The organism is Endozoicomonas sp. ALB032 (assembly GCF_049310125.1).
GTDB lineage: Bacteria > Pseudomonadota > Gammaproteobacteria > Pseudomonadales > Endozoicomonadaceae > Endozoicomonas_A.
In genome coordinates, this window is the sequence record NZ_JBLYNW010000001.1 from 371,918 (window position 1) to 393,540 (window position 21,623).

Annotated in this window: 18 protein-coding genes and 1 pseudogene; 5 read left to right on the forward strand and 14 right to left on the reverse strand. The window is 42.8% G+C overall.

Annotation, left to right across the window (positions count from 1 at the left end; all coding sequences use genetic code 11):
- Positions 1 to 41: 41 nt before the first annotated feature.
- Complete coding sequence (gene rlmE / locus ACO6VG_RS01365) at positions 42 to 662, reverse strand: 23S rRNA (uridine(2552)-2'-O)-methyltransferase RlmE (protein ID WP_422135258.1); 621 nt, start codon at positions 660 to 662, stop codon at positions 42 to 44.
- 262 nt (positions 663 to 924) lie between these two features.
- Here rlmE and yhbY point away from each other — a divergent pair, with 262 nt between their 5' ends.
- A complete protein-coding gene (yhbY, locus tag ACO6VG_RS01370) occupies positions 925 to 1,230 on the forward strand; it encodes a ribosome assembly RNA-binding protein YhbY (RefSeq protein ID WP_422135259.1) in 306 nt (101 codons plus the stop codon).
- Positions 1,231 to 1,265: 35 nt separating this feature from the next.
- Here yhbY and ACO6VG_RS01375 read toward each other — a convergent pair whose 3' ends face one another.
- Positions 1,266 to 1,907: a hypothetical protein gene (locus tag ACO6VG_RS01375; RefSeq protein WP_422452507.1), complete on the reverse strand. Its 642-nt coding sequence runs from the start codon at positions 1,905 to 1,907 to the stop codon at positions 1,266 to 1,268.
- 394 nt (positions 1,908 to 2,301) lie between these two features.
- On the opposite strand from ACO6VG_RS01375, the pseudogene ACO6VG_RS01380 reads away from it, so the two are divergent.
- Positions 2,302 to 3,186 (forward strand): annotated as a pseudogene (locus tag ACO6VG_RS01380) (trypsin-like serine protease).
- 241 nt (positions 3,187 to 3,427) lie between these two features.
- Here the strand turns inward: ACO6VG_RS01380 and ACO6VG_RS01385 are convergent.
- Positions 3,428 to 4,024: a CPBP family intramembrane glutamic endopeptidase gene (locus ACO6VG_RS01385; RefSeq protein ID WP_422135262.1), complete on the reverse strand. Its 597-nt coding sequence runs from the start codon at positions 4,022 to 4,024 to the stop codon at positions 3,428 to 3,430.
- A 454-nt stretch (positions 4,025 to 4,478) separates the two neighbouring features.
- Between ACO6VG_RS01385 and ACO6VG_RS01390 the strand changes: the two genes are divergently transcribed.
- The gene (locus ACO6VG_RS01390) at positions 4,479 to 5,687 is read left to right on the forward strand and encodes a hypothetical protein (RefSeq protein ID WP_422452509.1); all 1,209 of its coding nucleotides are present in this window, start codon (positions 4,479 to 4,481) and stop codon (positions 5,685 to 5,687) included.
- Positions 5,688 to 5,807: 120 nt separating this feature from the next.
- Here the strand turns inward: ACO6VG_RS01390 and ACO6VG_RS01395 are convergent, their stop codons facing one another.
- The 11 genes from ACO6VG_RS01395 to ACO6VG_RS01445 all read right to left on the reverse strand — a co-directional run bounded on the left by ACO6VG_RS01395 (position 5,808) and on the right by ACO6VG_RS01445 (position 19,577).
- The gene (locus ACO6VG_RS01395) at positions 5,808 to 6,866 is read right to left on the reverse strand and encodes a hypothetical protein (protein ID WP_422135264.1); all 1,059 of its coding nucleotides are present in this window, start codon (positions 6,864 to 6,866) and stop codon (positions 5,808 to 5,810) included.
- A 164-nt stretch (positions 6,867 to 7,030) separates the two neighbouring features.
- A complete protein-coding gene (locus tag ACO6VG_RS01400; RefSeq protein WP_422472319.1) occupies positions 7,031 to 8,089 on the reverse strand; it encodes a hypothetical protein in 1,059 nt (352 codons plus the stop codon).
- Positions 8,090 to 8,263: 174 nt separating this feature from the next.
- Positions 8,264 to 8,830: a hypothetical protein gene (locus ACO6VG_RS01405; protein WP_422135266.1), complete on the reverse strand. Its 567-nt coding sequence runs from the start codon at positions 8,828 to 8,830 to the stop codon at positions 8,264 to 8,266.
- A gap of 292 nt (positions 8,831 to 9,122) precedes the next feature.
- Positions 9,123 to 10,193 carry an SPFH domain-containing protein gene (locus ACO6VG_RS01410; protein ID WP_422472321.1) on the reverse strand — a complete coding sequence of 357 codons (1,071 nt, stop codon included), beginning with the start codon at positions 10,191 to 10,193 and terminating at the stop codon, positions 9,123 to 9,125.
- A gap of 445 nt (positions 10,194 to 10,638) precedes the next feature.
- On the reverse strand, positions 10,639 to 11,484 hold the full coding sequence (locus ACO6VG_RS01415; protein ID WP_422138864.1) for a hypothetical protein: 846 nt from the start codon (positions 11,482 to 11,484) through the stop codon (positions 10,639 to 10,641).
- A gap of 219 nt (positions 11,485 to 11,703) precedes the next feature.
- Entirely contained in the window at positions 11,704 to 12,180 is a 477-nt protein-coding gene (gene greA / locus ACO6VG_RS01420; protein ID WP_422135269.1) for a transcription elongation factor GreA, read from the reverse strand.
- Positions 12,177 to 15,398: a carbamoyl-phosphate synthase large subunit gene (carB, locus tag ACO6VG_RS01425; RefSeq protein WP_422135270.1), complete on the reverse strand. Its 3,222-nt coding sequence runs from the start codon at positions 15,396 to 15,398 to the stop codon at positions 12,177 to 12,179. The genes greA and carB overlap by 4 nt, the downstream gene beginning before the upstream one ends.
- A gap of 94 nt (positions 15,399 to 15,492) precedes the next feature.
- Positions 15,493 to 16,647, reverse strand: coding sequence for a glutamine-hydrolyzing carbamoyl-phosphate synthase small subunit (carA, locus tag ACO6VG_RS01430; protein ID WP_422472323.1), 1,155 nt, complete (start codon positions 16,645 to 16,647; stop codon positions 15,493 to 15,495).
- Positions 16,648 to 17,270: 623 nt separating this feature from the next.
- A complete protein-coding gene (locus tag ACO6VG_RS01435; protein WP_422135272.1) occupies positions 17,271 to 18,275 on the reverse strand; it encodes a calcium:proton antiporter in 1,005 nt (334 codons plus the stop codon).
- Between the two features lie 378 nt (positions 18,276 to 18,653).
- Positions 18,654 to 19,085, reverse strand: coding sequence for a hypothetical protein (locus ACO6VG_RS01440; protein ID WP_422135273.1), 432 nt, complete (start codon positions 19,083 to 19,085; stop codon positions 18,654 to 18,656).
- Positions 19,086 to 19,109: 24 nt separating this feature from the next.
- Entirely contained in the window at positions 19,110 to 19,577 is a 468-nt protein-coding gene (locus ACO6VG_RS01445) for a hypothetical protein (RefSeq protein ID WP_422135274.1), read from the reverse strand.
- A gap of 429 nt (positions 19,578 to 20,006) precedes the next feature.
- On the opposite strand from ACO6VG_RS01445, the gene ACO6VG_RS01450 reads away from it, so the two are divergent.
- Both ACO6VG_RS01450 and ACO6VG_RS01455 read left to right on the forward strand, forming a co-directional pair.
- Complete coding sequence (locus tag ACO6VG_RS01450) at positions 20,007 to 20,201, forward strand: hypothetical protein (protein ID WP_422138865.1); 195 nt, start codon at positions 20,007 to 20,009, stop codon at positions 20,199 to 20,201.
- Between the two features lie 74 nt (positions 20,202 to 20,275).
- Positions 20,276 to 21,511, forward strand: coding sequence for a hypothetical protein (locus ACO6VG_RS01455; RefSeq protein ID WP_422472325.1), 1,236 nt, complete (start codon positions 20,276 to 20,278; stop codon positions 21,509 to 21,511).
- Positions 21,512 to 21,623 lie beyond the last annotated feature (112 nt).

Here is a 21,623-nt window from a genome sequence, read left to right on the forward strand (position 1 = left end):
AACAGACAAAACATTGCAACGTCCAGGTTAAAGCAATGTTCTCAAGATACAAAATTTCTGGCCAGCAGAAACACCTCTCTGGATCGTGCTCTTGAGGAGCCCGGTTTTCGGGTAATCACTTTTTGGAATGAGGTTTTCATATCCTTGTGATACTCCTGATACCCTTCACCCTGAAATGTTTTGGTCAGAAAAGAGCCATTTTTCTTCAGCACCTGTCTGGCCAGATCCAGAGCCAGCTCAGCCAGATACATAGCTCTGGGCTGATCAACCGCCAGTGTACCACTCATATTGGGGGCCATATCTGAAATTACAAGGTCTACTTTATCACTTCCGATCGTCTCGAGGATTTTTTCCAGTACAGCGTCCTCGGTAAAATCGCCCTGAATAAAGTCGACTCCGGCAATGGGGTTCATGGGAAGAATGTCTGAAGCCACCACACGACCGTTATCCCCTACCATTTCGATAGCCACCTGAGACCAGCCGCCAGGAGCCGCCCCCAGATCAACGACCTTCATCCCCGGCCTGATCAGCTTGTCCTTCTCCTGGATTTCAATCAGCTTATAGCTGGCCCTGGATCGATAGCCGTCTTCCTGTGAACGCTTTACGTATTTGTCTTCAAAGTGCTCCTGCAGCCAGCGGGCACTGCTTTTGGATCTGGCCATTTCTACCTTACATTACCTAGCTTAAAAAGCATTATTCATGACTACTGGACTTGTGAGCCACAGAGAATAAAGTACAATGATGAACTTTTGATCAACAGTTTCCAACCCGGTTTTTCCCAATCTTATAAAAACCGGGAAACGAGCCCCGATTCAGGTCTGTAAAATACAACCTTGTTTAATCGCTCATCAGGAATCTGTTGCCCGATTGCCATGGCTGTAGGCAATCGGCTTACTGGATAAGCAGCCTCAGGATTCTGAAATCATGAGCATTAGTTCTGAAAAAAAGAGACACTACCGTTCCCTCGGCCATAAACTGAAGCCTGTTGTCATGGTAGCGGGCAACGGTTTGAGTGACGGCGTTATTGAAGAAACACAGCGCGCCTTGCACGATCACGAGCTGATCAAGGTGAAGTTTGCAGTAGGTGACCGTGAAGTCAAGAAAGAAGCTATTAACGAGCTGTGCAACCAGACTCAGGCAGAACTGATTCAGACCATTGGTAACATTGCTCTTATCTTCAAAGAGAATAAAGACGCCAAGCCCAACCTGTCTAATATCAAAAGCTTCTGACTTTTGAGGGTGCCTGTATGTTTCAGGCGCCCTGATCAGTTCTTTTTCGTATAACTTTCAAAATGAGCTTTAGCTTTTAGATATTCCATACCTCCAGGGAAGCCTTTGTTTTTGTCTGGGGGTAATAGTAAAAGCTCTCGTAAAACTTCATTGTTTTTTCTTTTCCACTTAATTTCATACCTTGGCAATATAAGTGACAAGAAGTCTCCCGCCTCCTTTGTAAATCCAAACCAACGGCCTGTAGCCCAGTACAAATCATCATCCAAGCACACATGTATTGAAAATTTTAAACATTCATGTTTTATTGTATTGAATATAGGGAAGGAACCAAAAAATCCGTTCAAATAAAGATTTTCAGGCAAATCAAAACTAAAAAACATGCAACCTCCTCCGTATGCAGAATTTATTTCTGAGACAGAATTAATTTCCAAATAGCTATATTCAAAAAAGTCGTTAGATAATTCTTCAGGCAACTGCTTTATAAGGTGAAGATCTATTCTGCTTCCCGCATCATCTTCCAAATAAACTTTATTCTCAGATTTATTACCTTGTTGTCTGATTTCTTGTCTTGTCGTTTCGCTTAGCTTTAAAATCAGATAACCTTTTTCACATTGGTCAGGAGAAGCCTTAACTGCGCTGACCACTGCAAAAAATAATAAAAAGAAAAAGTAATACATTGTTGATACCTTTCTGAATCAATATAACGGGCCTGTAGAAAAAACATTTCTAAGGCTACTCTCTCCAAGACACTCACCTTGAATATTAATTTAATCCTTTTGCAGTCATCCAATTATATCAAAGCCGCTCTATCAGATTAAGCACTTGTAAACTTCTCTCTCAGAAAACCGTATGCCCATCAAGTGGATCTGGAAGTATTGAAAGCAGAGTGCGGTGTGAGGGATTATCAGGGTTTCCTGACTTCTGAGAGAGAGTGTTTCAAACGCAAAATTCGTTTCAGCCTCTCTTGAAGATAACAGCTTTTATGGTGATTTTTTCTAAGAATTCGTTATATTGCCAAATCAGGGAAAACAGCTAATCTTGAAATTTTGCAAGTTGATGGATTGATTTTTCATGAAAGCAGCGTGTAAAATTTTTGTCCTTGTAGCTCTTTCATCAATTTTACAGGCTCAGGGAATTGTAAAAAGGTACTCTCATACAAGTATTAAAGTACCAATTAATAAATACCCTTGGATAATCCAGACAATCAATCAAAGGGGTCGTCAGTCCAGCGGGCTTTTAATCAACAAACGATATGTATTAACAGCGGCACACGTAGTTGATAATATTGAGAAAAGGTGATGCTTATCTATACACTTTCTTAATTATCAAAACCCATTCTTCATACAGATAAATAGAATCGCATTATCCCCTTTATATAATCACAATAAAAATATATTTAATGACATCGCTGTTCTTGAATTATCAACTCCTGTTGAAGAAAAACTAATACTATCATCAACCCCTGCTATTGACTTTCAACCCTATACATGTGAAGAGCTATACAGTTTTCAGAGTCTCATTGGTTCAGGATATGCAATGCGAACTTCTCTGAGAGAAGCTAATTTAACATGGGAAACAAATCAAGAATGTGCTGAGCCTAATGGTCCTTATAAATACTATTTATCCTATGATGGCTACTCTGAAAGAGGCGATTCAGGCTCGCCATTATTCTATTGGGAAAATAATTCTTACCATGTTTTAGGCGTAGCAATTCAAAGTTTGTTTTGCAATAACTGTGGTAACATTTATGAAACTATGATGCATAATGTTGATTTCATACAAAATGCAACAAGCCACTTCCAAAACTCTGAAGATGCAGCTCAATTTCAACCCCAAATCGAGTGGATTTCTTTAGAATGCCCACCGGCTTCAACTGCCTCATCAACATCAAAGGCTTCAACGACTATGCTTTTTTTAGTTGTGTTTTTAACACATTCTACATGGCATTTACGATAGTAAGTACTCAGCCATACAGAATCGAATATTTCTGGCTTATTGGACAGGTGCTCTGCAAGGCGCAACGACGGGAACATAGCAAGCTATGTGACCAGAGTTACAACGCATCACGACTGCATGGATGCAGGAGCTAGAGCAACGCAGGAGCAGTTGCCGCGAGTGCCTGAACAATAAGTCAGAAAATATCATTTCGTATGGTTGAGTACTTAACTATCTTGCTTTCACAAGCGTCAGTTGCCTTTTATCTTTTAAGGTAGGGTCTCAGAGCAAGCCAGATAAGATTGTGTGTGGCATGACAGGTGATTACAGCGATTGGACCATGATGGTTATATATATATGAAAAGTAAAAACCTGCTACTGTAGCACTAAAAGCTTGGACAGTTGACCAGTTTGGACCTAATAAATGACAAAATCCAAAAAAAATGTTGCTAAAACATAAAGAGAGATCACTGGCAATACAACGTTGGCTGACAAATAAAGTATCAATGAATGATCGGGGACGGCACAATCTTCGGCACAGGACATAATTCAGCATTGGCTGCAAATAAAAGCGAAAAAAGACTTCTTCCATGGCTGACCCAACAACAAGCGCTAGACCCCTGATAAAAACAGGCCGACTGGTTGCACAATCATCGCATATCCTTTGACCTTCAGGAAGGAATATAGAAGCTATCGGGACTACAATACAAGTTGAAAAAGTAAATTCAATGGTACCACAGATCACACCAATCATTATCTGTCTGCTTATGATCCTTACTGAAGACTCTGGTTTCTCTTCATAGACAGAGCTTGCGATTAATGGGCACAGCAAAAGTGTAATAAGTAGAAAAGTTTTCATTGGCAGCTATTCATATACAAATCAGGAAGTTTAGCATCTAAAAAAAAATTCCGGCATTAAATCCAACTGAAACGAGAGCCATATTCCTAAAGCCCGTCAGAAACGCTGAAATGGTCCTCTTCTTCGAAACCTTGAAGGTGAAGCTCGTGTTCGTAAAGACGTTACGGATAATCCAGCATCTTTGAGATGCTATAGCGGGATACAGACAGCATTTTTATAATCGAGTTCAATGTCATTCAAGCTTCAATAAGCGATCGCCGGTAGAATACGAGCTGACAACTTAGCTATAGACCTATGTCGATTTTTTCGGGGTCTATTTTATCGGAGAAGATGATAGTTCATTGTATTCGCCTCCTTTGCTGCAAGTCTTAGACACAAGATAACGCTTACAACTTTGAACTAAAGAATAAAAAAATTGTCTAAATGATAAATGGATAACAGGGATGTTAATAAAATGAACCATATTTCGTCTTTATCATTATCAACAGAGAACGTACAAGCAAGTTATAATCTGGAGCCTGAAACCAGGCCTCCTTGTAAGTTTGCTGGGTTTAATGTTTCCAGAGTTGCTGACAGACTTGCAAACCGATTTCCAATTTCAAAATTAGAAAATCATTCCCTGAAAAGTCATTTCTGGTTTACAAATGAAATTTCATCAGTTTATGCATGCGAACATGTTTCGTTAGCATCAACTATTGCTGGGATTCGTAACTCACCCCCAGTAAATGAAAGAAGAGTATCCATTGTAACGGGTGAGTCAGGTTTACTATCTTGTATACCAGAGCTTTCAAGAATATCAAAATTGATCATACAAGTTGACTGCGACCCTGTTCTTTTAAAATTCATTGAAAAAATATTGGAAAAATTGACCTTCTTAACTTTAATCAATCCCGAAATTTTTGATGAGTTAGTCCAGTCATCTTTAGAGCTTTTAAAGAAATCAGGATGTATAGCAGACGAAGTAGAATCAGAAATTTTAGAATCAGCGGCAATGTATAAAGAAGCAATGGGAGAGCTACACTGTCTCTCATCGCAAAGCAGATTAGAGGAATTCAAATCAGCTTTAAGTGAATGCCGTATACAAGCCATAGAGGCAAACTATTTCTCAAAAGATGACATGGATAGTCTAATTAAAATACTGGTAGAGGAAAATCTAGAAGTCTCTTATTTTAACATATCTAATGTAATTGAATACTTTGGTAACTTCTATTCGATGAACCCTTTCAATGGTTTAGTTCAAGGCGTGGAAAACACTAGATACATTAGAGCTATTCCACTGGCTGAAGATGCAATTTGTGCTTATTCATCTCTCATTTCGAGCCAAGATCACACCGGGACTTGCACAAGAAACGAATTATTTGAGCGTTTGTATCAATTAAATAAATCCAAGACTTTTCGTAAAATTGCACGCTATGCTCGTCAATCCAGATCAGATGTAAAAGATACAATCTCTGCTTGTGAACATTTAACCAAAGTCAGATTGATAAATGCTGAGACAGCCATAGACTTTTTAAGGTTGATTTTGGCACACATTACTAAGGAGGAATCTATAATTCTATCTTCCCGATCCAGTGATATTGATCGCAGCTTGAGTGAAAATACTGTTTATAATGATCAAGACAGAATAAAATTTATGCAGATAATCAGAGCCGCAGAGAGTTAATAGTTTTGATCTTAAATGACAGGCCTCCAGTAGAACACGAGATGGACAACTTTGCTACATGTCCATTTTATCTCGAGAAAATCATTACGTTCGGCAACTAGCGCTTTAAAGGTTTATGCTTCAAAGCTTATCATCAACGAGAACAGCCCCCATAGATGATAACTCATCAGGTGTGAATCGATGAAAGTCTTTAGGTGTTAAATTTTTTGTCAATTCCTTTAGCAAAACGGGGTAACCAAGAGTTTCTCTTAAATCGTTGAACATTAATTGCTGGTCACTAAATTCACTTCCTGGTTGGCCCTGTTCAATAGTATCTGCCTGCCAACCATGATCTTCTAATATTGCTCCACTGTGAAAAAATTTGTTTGCACCTGACAAAAACAATATTACCCCGCCAGAATAAACGAGACTGTCTTTTCCTATGTATGTATCTAAAGAGAAATATCGAACAAGTAAAGCTGCCTCGAACACAAAAACTGCGTCGTTAGTTCCGGGTATTTTATCTAAATACAATTGTTCGATAACAGGAAAATATTGTCGCAATAAGGCAATAAGATGAGGTGTATTCTTATGCAGTTTTCCAGAAAGCGATGCTACTTTTTCAGAAGCATCTACCTTTACTCTAATTCTCGATAAATACTTTGAAAATCTATTTTTTATAAAAACTTGATCCATAGGAATGCCAAGTTCTGAAAGGACTTCTGGAAAAGCCATTGCCAAATGCTTATTCTTTAATTTATCTTCGAGCTTATTAATATATGAGCTTGAAAATCCTGAATCTTTCATTACAAGAATAAGATCATAAACATCTGGGAACACGATCAATCCATCATTAAAGACTACAGCTGAATACTCAGTTATATCTTTTGAAAACGTTCTATTTTGATCACGCACGACTACAAATAATCTTTCTGTAGATTTGCCATTACTTAGCCTTTTGGACAAAGATCTAATCTCTAAGAAAGATGATTTTATAGAGGCGTTTATTTTCTTCTCTTTCAATGGGCGTTTTTCGATATTGGACAGAATCTTTTTAGCTTTTTCTTCGATAGACAGAGGTTCCTTAGTACAAATGGCCTCTGACCTGTAGCCTTTGTAGTTATCACTTACAAGACACGGGTATGAATAACTTGAGAACGCCAGAGAAAGAATTAATAATAAGTAAGTTTTATTTTTCATAGGTAAACATCCTTTTAATTTTGATCATATATCTTTGATTATGTATGTTGCAATGACCGACCTAAAGTAGAACACGAGATGGTTAACTTAGCTAGTAAACCTATGTCTATTTATCCTGAGAAAATCATTACATTTCGTCAACCGGCGATTTGAAGGTTTATGCCTCAAAGCTCATCATTAACGAGAACAGCCCCCATAGATGATAACTCATCAGGTGTAAATCGATGAAAGACGTCAGGTGTTAAACTTTTTGTCAATTCCTTAAGCAAAACAGGGTAACCAAGAGTTTCTCTTAAATCGTTGAGCATTAATTGTTGGTCACTAAATTCACTCCCAGGTTGACCCTGTTCAATAATTTTTGCCTGCCAACCGTGATCTTTTAATATTGCTCCACTGTGAAAAAATTTCTTCGCACCTGAGAAAAACAATATAACACCCCCAGAATAAACCTGACTGTCTTTTCCTATGTATGTGTCTAAAGAGAAATAACGTACAAGTAAAGCTGCTTCGTACACAAAAACCGCGTTATTAGTACCGGGTATTATATCCAAATGTAGTTGTTTGATATCAGGAAAATGACATCGCAATAAAGCAATAACATGAGGCGTATTCCTATGCAACATTCCAGAAAGCGATGCTTCTTTTTTAGAAGCGTCAATCATTACTTTAATTCTCGATATATACTTTGAAAATCCATCTTTTATAAAAATTTGATCCATAGGAATGCCAAGATCTGAAAGAACTTCTGGAAAAGCCATTATCAAATGCTTATTCTTTAATTTATCTTTAATTTTATTAATATATGAAATTGAAAATCCTGAATCTTCCATTACATGCATAAGATCATATGCATTCGGGAACAGGACCATCCCATCATTAAAGAGTACGAGTGAATACTCAGTTATATCCTTTGAAAACGTTCTATTTTGATCGCGTACAACTAAAAATAACCTTTCTGTAGATTTGCCATTACTTAGCCTATTGGTCAAAGATCTGATCTCTAAGTAAGCTGATTTTATGGAGGCGTTTATTTTCTTCTGTTTCAATGGACGTTTTTCGATATTAGCCAGAATCTTTTTAGCTTTTTCTTCGATAGACAGAGGTTCCTCAGTACAAATGGCCTCTGACCTGTAGCCTTTGTAATTATCACTTACAAGACACGGGTATGAATAACGTGAGAACGCCAGAGAAAGAAATAATAATAAGTAAGCTTTATTTTTCATGGATTAGCATCCTTTCAATTTCTTTGATCATACATCCTTTGACCAAAACTCTTGTAAAAAGTTCCCTTGTTTAATATATCAATAAGATAATAGAATCCTTGTGAACTACCTCAAGATACATGCCACCTGACAATGAATCCGGCATCACCTGTCCCCATAAACTGACTCAATAGGTTAACTGCTTGAATTGACTGCGCATTCGTATATTATTTTCACACTATTTGAAGGCGCCGTATCATCCACAACTGTCAGGGTAAGTGCATTATTTTCGATAATAAATGTTATTGAGTAAGTCATTTCATTGTTTACTTTAATAGTCGAACGGTAGGTTCTATCCGGAACTGTTGTTGTAAATCCCGCTTCGCAAGCTGGGTTACTGCATGTACAAATAGCATTCTTACCTTGTATCCAGTCTTTAAAATTTTCAAAAACACCTGCACTCATTTCAGAACCAGTTAAATAAAGCAACCCTTTGTTCAATTCAATTTCATTTCTTAAGAAAACTTTAACCATTCGGCCAAAATTAGACTGCCAGCCATCTTTGTTTGCAATATAAAATGTGCGCCCCTCACTCGTTTGAACTTTTTTTCCACCTTCATAATCAAGAAAATTGATCCATTCAGGAATATTGAATTCAAGCCAACCAGATTTATATACAAGCTTGGGGTTTATAAACCGTTCATTTGAAAGTGCGACATGACAAAAACATAGAGCAAAAAAAAAGAAGTAATGTTTTTTCATATTCAATACTCTACTACTTGGAAAATCATCAGTTCTGCAGCTTTACCGATTTTCATGATCATATTCCCTGCAGCTCTACAGCATTTAAAAGTTGCATAAGCATTGATGTTGCCAGTAAGGCTTAAATTGGCAAAATCCATAACCAGAAAAGAGCAAAGAAAAGGATATCTGCAAGTTCTGTGTATCAATCAACCTTGTCCAAGCTGACAGGGCTTCGAAGTTAGTAAATGGGTAGCTCATTTCGCTCTCCACCCCGTCTGCCAGCGTTAGCTGACTCTAAAAGATACTTGCGTTAATTTGCAAACTTTCTTACTTCTTCTGAGTCGATAAAGCCTGGATATACAGTTTTAGGAATATTTTCGCCAAAATATATCAGTTTAGAGTTGTTATTTCTCCAAAATGCCTCTGCCTGTTTTAGATCAACATATAAAGGTGTAATGAGCCTTTCATTGGCTATTGCTTCTTGCAGCGTAGCATTGGCACGAGCTTCACCACTAACTTGTATTACATAGGCTTCAGCTTCACCCTTTTGCCTGAGTATAAGCGCTTCTGCTTCAGCGTCTTCACGTAACTGATGAATTCTAACAGCCACTCGAATCTTCTCTAATTCCATTTTATTTTTTTCTTCAGCAAGTTTTTTTTCATTCTCTATTTCAGCTACCATTTTATCTGTTTGAGCCTTTTTTGACCGTCCCAATTGTTCGGTTTCAGCTTCCTTTAATTTCCTGGCTTGAATTTGTGAAACAGCTACAAGCTTGCTTTTCTCTTCCACAATAACTTCGTAGTTTTTTCTTATGTTTCCCGGAAGAACGGGCTTAGAAACAACTACTTTATTTATTTTTAATTTAGAATTACTTTTTGCTTGCTCTTCAACCAGATGTTGTAACAAAAAATCGTTTATAGTAGGAAACTTATCAATATATATTTCCTGTGCTGTCATAGTCGTACACAGCTCTGTTACAGCCTGAATTGTAGGTTCTGTTATTAAGTAATGATCATAATCTTCTCCAAAATTTGAGACAATATTTAATACCTCTTCTTTATGGAGCTGATTATAAACGGCAATTCTAGGAAAATGGATTGTGAGACCGTCCATAGTACCACATGCTATATCCTCAATAATATCTATCTGTGGTCTTACATTTATTCGCATTCCTTTGGTAACAGGCCATGTGAATAATCTGTGTATTCCCGGCTCATAAACCTCCTTATAAAATCCACCTCTGAAAAAAATACCAACACTTCCTTCTGGTACCGTATATGTAAAAGGCATCCAACTGTATAACCAGTGAACTGAAATTTCATCAGAAAGGGCAGATTCAACACAAAGTAATGAAAATATCAAGGCAGCTATTTTTCTCATAATCCAAGTTTCCAAAAATTTTGAATTTTCAGCTACAAGATAGCAAAGCTGACATGAGGTATCGGATTATTTTAAAAATAAAAAAGTACGCTTCTGACTGTCTTCACTTTACAAATACACCGAATTCAAAGCCAACAGTATAGACATAACTCTGACTTCTGATTATTTATCGGAAGTCGAAGAAAGAATGTTGCAATATCAGTTAAAGGAAAAGCCTGATTTCGTTGATGTTATTCGTGGCAGCAGCAGTGTCCTGAAGGTGCTTTGAACTATTGAAGCAATAAAAGCTTTTGAGCCCGCTCAAGGATAAGGTTCCACAAGAGCTATTCAGAGAAATGAGAGAAGACTTATTAGTCAAATATTCGATACTCTTACCGTTATGAAACTGGAGAATTTGAAGGTGTGAGCAGCTGATCATCTCACACCTTCAAGTTCTGAGTGTCAATCAGAGCAAGCAGGCCAGAAGGGTGATGCCGACAACGGCAAGCACAATACCTAAAACAATCTTCAGTTTACGAGCTTTTTTAGCGGACTTTTGCGCTGAATCCAGAGAATCCCCGGCATCTTTGACATTCTCACTGCTTCGAGTGATATTATCTTCAATCCGGCTCACTTCCTCACCCTGTTTATGAACCAGATCTTGCAGTGTATGCATCATCCTGCACACATCAGCAACATCTTTTTCTATTTGGATCATCTGCTGATGTCGATTGCGTAGCTGGCCCAATTCATCAAATTTAATGTCCAGCAACACCTTCTGAAGACTGTTGGCAGCCTCGTGGACATGGTTATCAGCTGCAGATGACGCATCAAGCAGATTGGCCGCTGTGTTCAGTTTCTCAAGAATTTTGCCCGCCTCTGGATGATCCTGAAGCTTTTTTCTGGCATCGTTTAGCAGATCTGTGGTTTTCTGCTTCATAGCCACCAGATCCTGCCCGGAATGTGCCCGAGAGCAGTCACTTTTGAGACTCTCAAGTCTGGTTGCCAGATCGTTGCCATTGTCACTGCCCGACTGGGCAGGTTTTGAAACCGGCCTGATAACACCTCTTTCTGAAGGCGGTCTGGCAATAGCACGCTCTGAAACCTGTATGGTGCCGTCTGAGCTGCTTGAGCTTTGCTCAGAGTAGTGGGTGTGCGAAAAGTCGCCGCTCTTCATATGGCCATAAGCGTTTTTGAGCTTACCGACCGTATGGCGTCCAAGCTTGGAGACAGCGCTTCCAAATTGCTCCAATTTTACGGCAATCGTTTTCTTACTGAATGGCACTGAGCCTGTTTCCAGAAAATTCATCATAACACTCCCTCCATGAATCCTTGTTGTATTGTTTTTCTGGACACAAGAATGCAATCAATGGCAGGAAAGGTCACTAACAGGCATGTCAGTTATGCTGACATAGCTATGAAAACCCAATGGCCAGGTACTTATACACAGAGGATGAGAGCTTCAGGGAGCGCAGAGGGGGAAACCAGCTTCTCTGCACAGGCCATTGACCCATGCAGAGAATCGAGATCTTCAGATGTGCTTAACCTCATCGATCTCATATTCAACATTGCCAGATGGTGTATTCACAACCACCACGTCACCTTCTTCTTTACCAACCAGGGCACGGGCAATCGGTGAGTTTACAGAAATCTTGTTATCCTTGATCTCTGCTTCATCATCACCCACGATCTTGTACTCGACTTCATCGTCCGTATCCAGATTAACCAGTACAACCGTAGTACCAAAGACAACCTTACCGGTTTTCTTGATCGTAGTAATATCGATAACCTGAGCGTTGGATAACTTGCCCTCAATATCGTTAATACGACCCTCAGTAAAACTCTGCTGTTCACGGGCTGCGTGATATTCAGCGTTCTCTTTCAAGTCCCCCAATTCCCGGGCCTCGGCAATTGCCTGGGAAATGCGTGGTCTTTCCACGGTTTTCAGTTGAGCCAACTCTTCTCGGAGAGCTTTTTCGCCCTCCACTGTCATTGGATATCGATTCATCCAGTCTTACCTTCGTGTAAATCCTGAAGTCTTCTGACTGTTTTCTCCGAACCAAAAGCAATGGCCCGGGCAATGGCTTCCGCACCTGCCATGGTAGTGGTGTAGAGAACCTTATTGGTCAGGGAAGATCGGCGAATTTTATAGGAGTCTGCAATGGCCTGACGACCTTCGGTAGTATTGACCACAAAGGCTATATCACCATTGACGATGCTGTCCACCATATTTGGTCGACCTTCCATCACCTTTTTGACCCGGGTCACGGGCAGACCGGCATCTTCGATCACCTGGGCAGTACCACTGGTAGCCACCAGTTCAAAACCGGTATCCATTAACAGACGGGCGATACCAGGCACCATGGGCTTGTCCTGATCACGGACACTGATGATGACACGGCCACCTTCCGGCAGTGCCATATTTTCAGCCAGCTGAGCCTTGTAATAGGCTTCAGGGAAAGAAGCACCAACACCCATCACTTCTCCAGTAGACTTCATTTCAGGGCCAAGAATCGGGTCCACACCCGGGAACTTGTTGAATGGGAAGATGGCTTCTTTCACGCAGAAGTATGGAGGCACGATCTCTTTGGTAAACTCCAGCTCTTCCAGAGTCTTGCCCATCATGACACGAGCAGCAATCTTGGCCAGGGAGTGACCAATGCACTTGGACACAAAAGGCACTGTACGGGATGCACGAGGGTTAACCTCGATCACATAGAGTTCACCGTCCTGCAACGCCATCTGAACATTCATCAGACCAACAACACCCAGTTCCATAGCCATGGCTTTCACCTGCCCACGGATCTTGTTCTGGATACGGGGACTCAGACTGTAGGGAGGCAGAGAGCAACCGGAATCACCCGAGTGAATACCTGCCTGCTCAATGTGTTGCATGATGGCACCAATGACCACACGCTCGCCGTCGCATACTGCATCGACATCCACCTCTACGGCACGGCTCAGGAACAGGTCCAGCAGTACCGGACTGTCATTGGAAACCTGAACGGCTTCCTTCATGTACTTTTGAAGTTCATCTTCGCCTGCCACGATTTCCATGGCACGACCACCCAGGACGTAAGACGGACGCACAACCAGCGGATAACCAATTTCCTTGGCTTTAGTTACAGCTTCTTCAGCACTGCGCACGGTAGCGTTTGCAGGCTGCAGCAGACCCAGCTTCTGGATCATGCCCTGGAAACGTTCACGGTCTTCGGCACGGTCAATTGCGTCCGGACTGGTACCGATAATTGGCACACCCTCAGCTTCCAGAGCACGAGCCAGCTTCAGAGGAGTCTGACCACCGTAGTGAACAATCACACCCTTGGGCTTTTCAACATCAATAATGGCGAGAACGTCTTCCAGAGTAACTGGCTCAAAGTACAGTCGGTCAGAAGTGTCATAGTCTGTAGAAACCGTTTCGGGGTTACAGTTAACCATGATGGTTTCGTAACCGTCTTCACGGGCAGCCATGGCGGCATGCACACAGCAATAATCGAATTCGATACCCTGGCCGATACGGTTTGGACCACCACCGATAACCATGATCTTTTCATTATCGGTTGGCACAGCTTCACACTCTTCCTCGTAGGTGGAGTACATGTAAGCTGTCGTGGAGGCAAACTCGGCCGCACAGGTGTCCACACGTTTGAATACCGGCTTTATGTTCAGCTGACGACGATGGTTACGCACTTCTGTTTCAGCGACGGCCATCACTTCAGCCAGACGTGCATCACTGAAACCCTTGCGCTTGAGTCTGAACAGAGTGTCGGCATCCAGTGCAGACAGATCTTTACCAACCAGGTTTTGCTCTTCTTTAACAATGTCTTCAATCTGGACAAGGAACCAATGATCGATCATGCAGCTGTTAAAGACTTCCTCACGTGTCATACCGGCACGAAAAGCATCTGCCACGTAGTAAGGTCGATCCGCTTTTGGAACAACCAGCTCTGCCTTGATCTTGTCGATAGCACCTTCATCAGAAACATCCAGCATTGGATTGAAACCAGTAACTCCGGTTTCCAGACCACGAAGGGCTTTTTGCATGGACTCCTGGAAAGTACGACCAATAGCCATGACCTCACCCACCGATTTCATCTGGGTAGTGAGGCGGTCGTCAGCCTGAGGGAATTTTTCAAAAGCAAAACGGGGAATCTTGGTAACGACGTAATCGATGGTAGGCTCGAAAGAAGCCGGGACCACACCACCGGTAATTTCGTTTCGCAGTTCATCCAGGGTATACCCTACGGCCAACTTGGCGGCCACTTTGGCAATGGGGAAGCCAGTCGCTTTGGAAGCCAGAGCGGAAGAACGGGATACCCGGGGGTTCATCTCGATTACGACCATACGGCCGGTGTCCGGGCAAATACCGAACTGAACATTGGAACCACCGGTTTCAACGCCAATCTCTCGCAGCACAGCAACAGAGGCATTACGCATGATCTGATATTCTTTATCGGTCAGCGTCTGGGAAGGAGCGACTGTGATCGAGTCGCCGGTGTGAACGCCCATTGGGTCAAAGTTCTCGATAGAGCAGACAATGATGCAGTTGTCATTACGGTCACGGACCACTTCCATCTCATACTCTTTCCAGCCAATCAGGGATTCATCGATCAATAGCTCACTGGTGGGTGACAAATCCAGACCACGCTTGCAGATCTCTTCAAATTCATCCTTGTTATAAGCAATGCCACCACCGGATCCACCCATAGTGAAAGAAGGACGGATAATACAGGGGAAGCCCACCTGATCCAGCACAGCCTGAGCTTCTTCCATGGTGTGAGCAATGCCGGAACGAGGTGTTTCCAGACCAATGTTCTTCATTGCCCTGTCAAACATTTCACGATCTTCAGCCTTATCGATGGCATCACGGCTGGCGCCGATCATCTGGACATTATATTTTTCCAGAACGCCCTTATGGAACAGATCCAGGGCACAGTTCAGAGCGGTCTGACCGCCCATGGTAGGCAGTACCGCATCCGGACGTTCTTTCTCAATGATCTTGGCGACGGTTTCCCAGCGAATGGGTTCAATGTAAGTCGCGTCTGCCATACTGGGGTCGGTCATGATGGTGGCCGGGTTAGAGTTCACCAGAATGACACGATAACCCTCTTCTTTGAGGGCTTTACAGGCCTGGGCTCCGGAATAGTCAAATTCACAGGCCTGACCGATGATGATAGGACCCGCACCCAGGATCAGGATGCTTTCAATATCTGTACGTTTCGGCATCGTTGCTCTCGTAACTTGTCTCAGGCTTGCGGAGTTCTTCGCTCACGAAAGCCTGTTGAGTCTGTACTGTATGTCTCTCTTTCAAGCGACCTGATCAGGATTTGGAAGCGGCTGTGTGCTTTTCCAGCATAGTGATAAACCGGTCAAACAGCACTGCGACATCATGCGGCCCCGGGCTGGCTTCAGGGTGTCCCTGGAAACTGAAGGCGGGCCGGTCTGTCAGCTCAATACCCTGAAGACTGCTATCAAACAGGGATTTGTGAGTGACCCGGATATTTTCAGGCAGATTCTCTTCAGCCACGGCAAAACCGTGATTCTGACTGGTAATCATTACGACACCGGAATCCAGATCCTGCACTGGATGGTTGGCCCCGTGGTGTCCAAACTTCATCTTTATGGTGGCAGCACCACTGGCCAAACCCAGCAGCTGATGACCCAGACAGATACCAAAGACCGGGATACGGGTTGCCAGAATATCCTGAATGGCCTTGATGGCATAATCACAGGGCTCCGGATCACCAGGACCGTTGGACAGGAAAACACCGTCCGGGTTCATGGCCAGAACCTCTTGTGCAGGAGTTTCAGCGGGCACAACCGTCAAACGACAACCACGCTGGGCCAGCATTCTGAGTATGTTGCGCTTGACACCAAAATCATAAGCCACAACGTGGAAGGGCTGCTCATCAACAGTCTGGTGATCATCGGACTCCAGAGACCAGACACCTTCTTTCCATTCATAAGACTCCGAAACTGTCACCTCTCTGGCAAGGTCCATGCCTTTCAGGCCGGGGAATGCCCGAGCCTTTTCCAAAGCTGCCGCTTCATCAATATGACCGTTTTCATCGGCCACCAGGATACAACCATTCTGGGCACCCTTCTCTCGCAGGATACGAGTCAGGCGACGGGTATCAATATCAGCAATGGCTACGATTTGATTAGTACGAAGGTACTCATCAAGAGGCATCCTGTTCCGCCAGTTGCTGGCGAGAAAAGGAAGATCACGGATAACAAGGCCAGCGGCATGAATTTCAGTAGACTCTTCGTCTATGGGAGTAATGCCGGTATTACCAATATGGGGGTAGGTGAGAGTCACAATTTGACGAGAATAAGAAGGATCGGTGAGTATTTCCTGATAGCCAGTCATGGCTGTATTGAAAACGACCTCACCACTGGTCTCTCCGTCGGATCCAATGGCAATGCCCCGAAAAAGACTTCCGTCTTCCAGAGCCAGTACGGCTGACTTAGTCAATGATTCCTCCCACATTCACCTCATGAAAATCATCTTATTCATGGGCAAAATGATTTTCTACGCTTAAGGCTGTTCGACCTGTTCCCAATCAGGTCAGCAAGGGTAAAACCTGATGGGTGAAGTACGCAAGACAGCAATGTTATAACCCTGTTTCCTTAGAGAGCACGCTCAAAAAAAGCGAGAGGTAAATTGAATCACCGTCTCGCTTTTTTTATCCGACTTTTATAAGGAGTCTCGGGGGCACGCCAGCTGCCTCAACAAATCTAATGCAAATTTTTCGCATTCAAACACAACATTTATAAAAAGACAATATTTTTCTTCCAAAAAACACCTGAATTCAGGGCATTTCTGAACCAGTTTTCTTATGAGAGATCAAGAGCCAATGAATCGAAAAGAAAAGCAGTTAAGTACTCAGCCGTAGGGAATCAAATATTTCTGGCTTATTGGGCAGGTGCTCTGCAAGGCGCAACGACGGAAACATAGCAAGCTATGTGACCAGAATTGCAACGCATCACGACTGCATGGATGCAGGAGCTAGAGCAACGCAGGAGCAGTTGCCGCGAGTGCCTGAGCAATAAGTCAGAAAATATGATTTCGTATGGTTGAGTACTTATGAACCAGGATCAGTCAAAAATCAGAATGATGTAGCAGAAAAACAGTGTCAGATGAGTCACTCCCTGGAAAAGGTTACTTTTACCTGAGGAAAAGTTCACAATGGAAACCAGTAGCGTCAGAACCAGCAATAGTGCATCGACATTGTTCAAACCCAGAACAATGATTTTGGAGGTCAGAACCCCGATCAGTAGCACGGCAGGTATGGTCATACCTATAGTGGCCAGAGCCGACCCCAGACAAATATTGATAGAGCGCTGAAGATTATTAGCTCTTGCTGCTTTGATCGCCGCCATCCCTTCCGGCGACAGCACCAGAATTGCCACAATCATTCCGCCCAGGTCTGTGGGTGCTCCCAGTTCAGAAATCCCATAATCCACAATCACTGCCAGCTTCTTCGACAGCAAAACAATGGGAACCATGTAGCAGAGCAAAAGCAGGGTATGTGACGGGACAGACAACCTCTTTTCATCACTGTGATCAGAACCCTCATTGTCACCCACAAAATAGTGCCGGTGTCTCATGGCCTGCATTCCCAGAAAAGCCAGGTAGAGGACAACATTCATAACAACAAGAAAGACTATTTGCTCAAGGGAGAAAGTACCTATGGACGTTGATTCTGTAAAATTCGGCAGAATCAAACCCAGCACAGAGAGAGGAACAAGAATTCCCAGAAAGGAGTTGGCTCCCTGCAAATTAAACGTCTGCTCAACATGTCTGACCCCTCCCAGAAGCAGCGACAGCCCGACCAATCCATTCAGTACAATCATCAGGACAGAAAACATCACATCCCGACCCAGCGTTGGATTATGACTTCCGGTGAGCATCACGGCTGAAATCACAATGACTTCGATACTGATCACTGACAGGGTCAATATCAGAGTGCCGTATGGCTCACCCAACTGTTCAGCCAGACCATCAGCATGGCGAACCACGCCGAAGGAAGACCAGAGCATAACAACGAACAAAATCAGAAACAGAGCCGCACTGACCCAGTTGGGAGATCCTGTCGTCAAAAAGCAGTTGCACAACGAATAGAATAATATTGATGCAGCAAAACCTGAATAAAGGCCAGGCTCGGATTTTAACACCAAAGGTAGTTTCATCACTGCTCAAGCTACCCGCAAAAAATGTTTTTTGAATGTTATTAACACGACAAAAGCAGTCACTTAGCCGTACATGAAGAATAGATGAGCGGTAAAAATCTCCCCACTCTTTCCCGGCTTATTTTGCTGTAACTGTTTTATATTTCTCTTGGGGGAACTACAGGCTCTCCCGAAACTCCATTCTCCAGCGAGCTATTAAACCCGACAGGAAAGGAGCATGCCCTTGAACGTTTCAAGCTGCATTCGAACAAGGGCTATCGACAGAGCAACTGTCCAGATACAAAGTACCTATGTCATCGTTTCCAAAGTAGCATGCTTTTTCTTCTCTTCGCATTCTTTGAGATCTTTTTGAAGCCATTCACAAGAAGCTTCTTCTCCGGGTTCTGGTAACAACTCACCGCCTTCCATCACCCAGGATGCTGGCACTTCAAACAGGGTTACTGATACCCCGGAAACATCGATCCCAAAAAAATCAGCAATATTATTCTGCATTTCCAGACTAAGTCGGTCGTTGACGTCTGATGTCCTGCCTTTGCGGACGTTAGCTTGTACGTGAATGGCAATACCTTTTTGCAATGGAATATTTTGATTAAAGAGCACATTTACAAGACTCTCAGGAGCACTCGTTAAACCACAGTGGGTATCCATAATGAGTTTTGACAAGGGTTGTCTTTTTGACATCTCTACCGCACCCGGGGTTGAAACATTGTACAGGGGCATGGCTGTTCTCCTGCGGGCTAAGGTTTAAAAGTTAATGGACGTGGAAAAGTGTCGTGTAATGATTTTCGACTTTGCCAATCGGCCCAACATCTGAAGTGTAACCAGAGGTCTTCTGGAGGGACGGATTCGGGTCTGAGTCAGCTTCAATAAATCTTGTTGTGCCTGAAAATCCATCGCCGTCAGCATGATCTCGTTTTTATTGCACCCGGTATAGTTCATCCAAAGTTCACTGAATTCACTCATAAATGCATGACGAATGTCGTTGGGAAGATCGTTTTCCACGCCAATGGAAATGGTGGTCGCATTGCTCGGGCGAGCTGCTAAAAAAGCCTGTGAACGCGGCACTTCCACCCAGATCGGAAAGAGCTTGTAATGTTTGCCGAAGTGATTCTGGTAAAGCCTGGTACAATCCTTTTCAAGCGTCTTCCTGAGTGTTGTGGCAATAGATCCATTCAATACCAGAATTGCCATTAAGACTCGTTGTTGAGACATAATTTTCTCCGGTTAACTTCTTCCTGCCCTCGAACCCGTTTGATTTTTCGCCAGCGTTGCTAAAAACGGTATAGCACACCTGCTGCGGGAATGGTGCCCCAAAGGAAGATCAAAGTATGATAACGAGCAGCACATAAAAAGGAATCCGAGCCTTGACTGCAAGACTGATGAAATACTGACAGAAGCCTATGGAATAGCCAAAAAGGGCTGAATTGAACGGAGACTGAAGAGAGTAGGCGAATGGTCAGGCCCCCCACTGCGAATAAAGCGGCACCCCCACGTAGCATTCCGGGCAGAGCCTGCTGCTTGTAATCTCTCCCGGCTTCTTTACCCGTAATTCTTCTATATTTCTCTCCCGGTGGAACTAATCACTCTCCCGAGACTCTAAGTTCTATGGACTATTGAGCCCGAGAGTAGAGGATTACGCCAATGAACATTACAAGCCATGCCATCAAGCTGATATTTGCATTACTCATAACGATGAGTTTTTGTGTCAACGCTGATATTACAGAACAAGAAGAACATTGCCTGAACGACGCACTGGCCGGTTATGATATTGAGCGCCTCACAGAGGCAGGAACCATGGCAGAAGAAGTCTTTTTTTTTCTCAAAAAGCCCCAATGATCAGCCCGTATGACATTCACCGTTTTACCCGGCGCAACATTACTCCGGAAGTCGTTGCATCGTTTCATCCTGAAGTGGCTGGTGAACCGGCTTTTATAGATAAAATTCTACAGGCAGGGTTAAGCCCCCAAAAAGCAAATAGCTACCTAGAAGCCGGCGTTGATCAGGCCAACATTTTGACCAGTTACTTCAAAAATGGAATAGCTCCTGATCTTGCAGGCGCCTTATACAAAAGTGGCTACTATTTCTACACTGACTCTGACTATTCGAAGGTTTGGCTTCAAGAAACAATGGAAAAGGGGCTAACCATGGAAGATCTGCCCAGATACAAGGGACTCGCCTCAACAACCAATGAATTAAAAAGACTCTACGTTTCAAAAGTACCTACTGATTTTCTTCATAGAGTCCTGAGTATGGATATAACCCTGGACACGGAAGATGCAAAATCTCTTTACTTCCGTGGCATTGACCTGGACACCTATCCATCTCTAATCTCTGACGAACGGACCTGCACAGCATATCCCACAACCCATCTTGAGTTTGAACACCTTGGTAATCTTGCGGGCTACCAGAGCAAAAAAGAGCCTATTCCTCTACCAAAAGCTTTATTTTTCCGGCTTAACACAGTATTTTCTGGCAGGGATTTTACGCAAGAATTTATGGGACATTTTTCAACCGACGATCAGGAAGAGATTTTCAAGTACGTTGAAAACAAAGCCAAACGTGTAAAAAACCCAACGATCTATAATTTACTCTACCTGACAGCGGAGATTGTTTCTGAAAAGCTTCACTACGAATTAGTGGATGAAGGAGAACTGGAGCAGACTTTCCCGATAGATTGTTCAATAGCTGAATATTGGCGAAGGGGAATTGGCGACTGTGATAAATACTCGGCATTGGGAACGGTTGTTTTTGCTCAACTGAAACAATTGTTTCCTGACGTAATGGCAAATGTTTACCTAATCAATGAACTGTTTGCAAAATACAACAGACATTCCTGGAATACCGTCGTCATTGCAGAAGAAGATCGCCTGATATTCAGCTACATTGACATAACAAACTACGACCCCGGAGATTACTATTATCTAAAGCTTATTTATCGGTTTTATCTACAACTGTATGAAGTTCTTGAGAATCTGCGTGAGGCAGCTGGCTACACCCCGAATCCATACAGAAACAAAAACGAAGCCTTGGGAGCGATGTACCCCGAGAACTTCAACAAGGAATACTTTCTTAGCGAATACAAGAAATATTTCTGTCCACACGATCAGAGCAATCCGGACATAACAACTGCTCAGACAGATGAATGATAGATGAGCTGAGAAAATCCCCCCAATCTTTTCCGGCTTCTTTACCTGTAACGCTACTATATTTCCCTCCTGGGGGAACTAATCACTCTCCCGAGACTCTAAGTTCCATGGA